The sequence below is a fragment of the Aeromicrobium sp. genome (assembly GCF_014378035.1).
Lineage (GTDB): Bacteria > Actinomycetota > Actinomycetes > Propionibacteriales > Nocardioidaceae > Aeromicrobium.
The window spans coordinates 1-4,819 of sequence record NZ_JACMOM010000096.1 but is presented as its reverse complement, the minus strand read 5'-3'; the positions used below and the strand labels follow the sequence as shown (position 1 = coordinate 4,819).

The following is a 4,819-nucleotide window of genomic DNA, read 5'->3' as shown; positions in this document are numbered from 1 at the left end:
TCTCACCTACAGAACACCATCGGCGTGAAGGCCGTTCCGGCCACGGCCCTTCGGCTGACATCAGGCCCAGTGCCGGCGCATCACGGTGGTGACCTCGAACGGGTCACTCCCCTGCTGCGAGCACAACACCCCGTAGCCCTCGGGCGAGCCGGTGTAGAGGACGTCCCCTCCGCCGATCCAGTGGTCCCAGGCCCGGCGGTAGACCTTCGCGCGCCCGGCGTTCGTGCCGAGAACCGACGGTACGGCGTGCCACACCACGCCATCGGGTTGGACCCTTCCGGACGCCGCGCGCAGCGCCGTCCACAGCGAAGGCTTACGGGGCGTCAACACCCAACGGGGCAGGACGTAGCGCGGAATCAGCAGTGGCGAGACGGCTTCATCGAACGCGGCGGCGAACACTCCGGCCTCGGCCTCGGTGACCTGTCGGAGCACGCAGCGATACTCGCCACTGGCCTCGATCTCGACGTCTACGGCCCCGGCTCCTTGCGCGGTGAGGCCGGCTGCGTGAAGCCCGTCCGCGACTGCGCAGGCGACCCGGGCCAGGGACGGCGGCGCGCTCGCCAGGTCCAGCATCTCGCGACCGTACGACGCCAGTGCGAGTCCTCGGGTGAGGAGTGCACCGACCAGGAACACGGCTCCGAGCAGCAGCAGTGCGCGCACTTCAACCGCGACAGCCAAGGTCGCCAACCCGGCGGCCCCCAGCCACGGGGTCGGCCCTCGAAGCGAGCTCAGACGTCGAGCGCTGCGGGTCTCCAACCCGTGCGCGGCGACCACCACGGCGGGGGCGACAACGTCGCTGCCGAGCCGTCCGGGTGCTCGGGCGATCACCCGAACCGTGGGTGCGACCTCGTCGACGTACGGCTCCCCCACCCGCCACAATGCCCGGATGTCCGCACGCGCCTCGCTACGCACCAGCATGTGCGCGTTGATCGCATCGAAGCCGTCCGTCGAGGGTGGGGCGTATGACGAGAATGTCGGATCGATGTGGGCGACCCCGTCGACCACGGCGCCGGTGTCGTCGAGACCGAAGAAGCCGGAGTGCTTGCGCACCAACCGGTCCCAGTCGTTGGCCCCCTTGGGGTGTTCCTGGGCCACGCAGACGATTGACCAGTTGACGGCGACCTTTTCCGTCCAAGCCGGGTCGGTGCGAAGTGCTCGGCCCCGGGTCTGGACCACTGCCGTGCTGGTCGTGGCGGCGGTGAGATCGGCCAGGCCGGTGATGCGTCGCGCATCCCAACCCTCACCGAGGAGCGCTCGGGTGCCGACGAGGACCCGGCAGCCACCGTCCTGGAAGAAGCGGGTGACGTGGGCGACCCAGACCCGACTGGTCCACGGACCGACCAAGGACGAGAGGCCGGGACTTCCCTCGAGCGGCTCGATGAGCAATCGAGCGGCGAGATCCCGATCCGCCAGCGAGGCCGTGAATGCAGCCAGGGTCTCCGCTGAGCCGGCGACGGTCTTCCCGGTCACCAGCATCGGATGCAGCCCGGCCGTGTTCGCGTCGGCGACGAGCGCAGTGACCATGGCGCGCGCGGACCCCGACTGCTGGTCGATCACGCCCACCAACCCCGAGGGCAGGGTCGCGCTGGCGCGCTCGTGATCGCAGAGCACCAGCATGCGCAGCCGATCCCCGAGGTTCAGGTGCTCGTGGCCCACGATCTGGACGACGGCCGACATCTTCGACTCCGACCTTGCCAGCACCCGGTCGACCGACGAGCGACCTTGGCGAATCCCCCCGCGCGTCCACTGGTAACCGACGGCCGGCAGCGCGCGACGTACGGCCTCGACAACCTGCATATCGGAAGCGTTTCCGGTCTGCATCAGGTGGGAGATGAGCCAGTCCTCGACGAGCAGCACCCAGTCGTCCGCCGTCGGAGCCGAGCGATGTTCCTCTGTCAGTCGGACTCCAGCGGGCAGGCCGAGCAGCCCGGCGTGGTGCATGCGGAGCGCGGCCCGGCACAGGTCTGGGGACTGCTTGATCAGGGTCGCCCAGGACACACCTCTAGCGACGAACCGAGCGTCGAGCCACTGGAGGAAGGGAAGGGTCCCGAAGGCCGGATCGGTCAGCTGGGTGATCAACTCCTGGAAGCGCAGGGCCTCGGAAGCGAGCCAGTCGGACTCGGTGGGGGTCGGGGTCGTCAGCCAGACCAGCTCCACGAACGGCGCGAGATCGCCCTCGCGGACCACAGCCGGGATCGACACCTGGAAAAGCGGCCTGCCGAACAAGGAATTGACGAGCTCGGCCTGGTCCGCGGTCATCGTGTCCGGCGGCGTCGCGGTCAGCCCGAGGACCTCAGCGTCGGGAAGCAGGTCGAGCAGCTCCTGCAACAGACGGCCCCACACCTCCAGCAGGTGATGGCATTCGTCGAGAATCAACACGATCGGACCGGCGGCCTGCATGGCCTCGACCAGCGCGCGACCGTTGTCATGCAGTCGAGCGAGCAATCCGGTCTCGTGCGCCACGCCGTCGGTCACCTCATCCGCTTCGTCGGTGACCTCCGCGTCCGGGTCGAAGACGGCCAGGGACTGATAGGTCAGTGCGGTGAGCGTGGCGTGCAGGTTGCGGTCGACGTCCACGTCCAGCCCCAGCTGTTGTGCCTGGGCGACCCACTGGCCCTGGATCGCGGTGTTGGGGCCGAGGACAACGGCTCGCCCGACGGCTCCTGCGTCGAGCCGGCGGCGTACGGTCTCGAGGCCCACCATTGTCTTGCCCGCGCCCGGAGGAAGCTCCACCCAGGCCCTTGAACGGCCGGCGGCCCAGGCAACGTCGAGAGCCTCGAGAGCCAGTCGTTGATGCGTTCTGAGGTTCAACTCAGCCCCAGAAGACTCGATCGAGGACCGCGCGCGACTGTCGGGTGATCCGCAGGCAGTCGTTGACCATCGCGTCCGACTCCCCCGCGTGGTAGCTCACGGGTGCCGCGGGTCAGTTCGTCGCCGCCCTTGCCGCGCACGAGCGTCTCAGCGCTCCGGATCCGGCTGACCGTTCGCCAGCCATGGGCCAGGACGTCGGCACCGTCCGGATCGAGCAGTTCGGCATCGCGAGCCGCGGCACGCGCCTCCCACGTCCGCGTCGTACGCCGCCGCCCGGGGAGCTGTCCGGCAGAGCGCATCTGCAGCAACTGCGCCGTCCATTCGATGCCGGCAAGACCGCCGGAACCGAGCTTGAGGTGGGTCTGCGGGTCGGCTCCGCGCGCTAGCCGCTCCTGGTCCACGCGCGCCTTGATGCGGCGCACTTCGCAGACGTCGTCCTCGGACATCCGGTCCACCGGGAACCACAGCGGATCGATCAACTCCCCGAACCGGCGGCGCAGGTCAGCGTCACCGACGACCGCATCAGCGCGCAGGAGCGCCTGCGGCTCCCACATCCTCGAACACTTGGCGTAGTAGGCGGCGTACGACTCAAGGGTGCACACCAGGGGACCCTGCTTGCCCTCGGGTCGGAGATTGGCGTCGACCTTGAGGGGTGAGTCGGCGCCCCGAAGGACCAACAGGCGACACGGCTCGTTCGCGACCGTGGAGGGTGTCGGGGCGCTGAGGTCGCGTGAGTCGGTGTCGTCGGGCACTGTGGCGGCTCCGCCCTCGTCGTTGGCGCAGCGGGTCAGCACTGCGAGGCTGCATGCCAGTGCGACGAGTCGCTGTTGGATGGGTCTCATGGTGTTCGGGACTGCCCCCGGTTTGGTTGACACTCGGGGTGGGTGGTTCTCAGGCCGCGTCTGCGGCTGAGTAGATGGTCTCAAACTCGATCGGGGTCAGTCTGCCGAGGGTGGCTTGTCGTCGGCGACGGTGGTACTTCTTCTCGATCCAGACCACGATCGCGAGGCGGAGTTCCTCGCGTGTCTCCCAGCGCTTGCGGTCCAGGACGTTCTTCTGCAGGAGCGCGAAGAACGACTCCATCGCGGCGTTGTCGCCGCACGCACCGACTCGGCCCATGGAGCCTCGCAGCCCGGTGTTCTTGAGTGCGGTGACGTATTTCCGCGACCTGAACTGAGAGCCCCTGTCGGAGTGCACGATCGTGGCCACCGGTGCCCGCAGTGCTACCGCGTTGCGCAACGCGGCCACGGCCAGTGATGACTTCATCCTGGAGTCGATGGAGTAGCCCACGATCTTGTTGGAGTGCAGGTCCTTGACCGCGCGGAGGTAGAGCTTCCCTTCGCCGGTGGGGTGCTCGCTGATATCGGTCACCCACACGCTGTTCGGCGCATCAGCAGTGAACCGGTGCGTTGTGCGGCCATGCTTATCGGTCACGGCAAGGAGGTCGTCGTGGACCGGCGGGCCGGCCTTGCGGTTCAGCCCCGCGCTTCTTCGAATGCACCGACCACAACCGCTGGGTCGAGCAGAGCCGCCAGAGGCGGTTGTCAGAGGCCTGATGCCCAGCGTCGCGCAGGTCATCCGCGATCAGGCGGTACCCGAACTCCGGGTCATCGGTGTGGAGGTCGTAGGCAGCGTTGATCAGGTAGGCGTCGTCCAGGTCGCGGGCACAGACAGGGTTGGCCCGCCACTTGTAGAACGCCGTCGTCGAGAAGCCAAGCACCCTGCAGGTCACCGTGACCGGCACCCGGATGGGGGCGTCGGTCGCGGCTAGTTCGAGGACCAGCGGGTACATCATTGTGGGTTGATGTCACGCGAGAGGTAGGCGACGGCTCGTCGCATCACCTCGGCCTCCTGCTCGAGCAGACGGATCCGCTTCTTGGCCCCACGCAGCTCAGCAGACTCCGCGATCGTCGGGCCGGGTCGAGCACCGTCCTCGATGTCGGCCTTCTTCATCCAGTTCGACAAACAGCCCTCGGAAATCCCGAAGTCCTTCGCGATCTGCTTCAAC

The 4,819-nt window shown here is 68.0% G+C and carries 2 protein-coding genes and 1 pseudogene; all 3 read right to left on the bottom strand.

Features of this window, described 5'->3' with window-relative positions; all coding sequences use genetic code 11:
- Nucleotides 1-60: 60 nt before the first annotated feature.
- Entirely contained in the window at nucleotides 61-2,811 is a 2,751-nt protein-coding gene (locus tag H7290_RS05195) for a DEAD/DEAH box helicase family protein (protein WP_290512952.1), read from the bottom strand.
- On the bottom strand, nucleotides 2,808-3,653 hold the full coding sequence (locus tag H7290_RS05190) for a hypothetical protein (protein WP_290512951.1): 846 nt from the start codon (nucleotides 3,651-3,653) through the stop codon (nucleotides 2,808-2,810). The genes H7290_RS05195 and H7290_RS05190 overlap by 4 nt, the downstream gene beginning before the upstream one ends.
- Nucleotides 3,654-3,702: 49 nt before the next feature.
- Nucleotides 3,703-4,819: pseudogene (locus H7290_RS05185) on the bottom strand (IS3 family transposase); the annotation flags it as partial.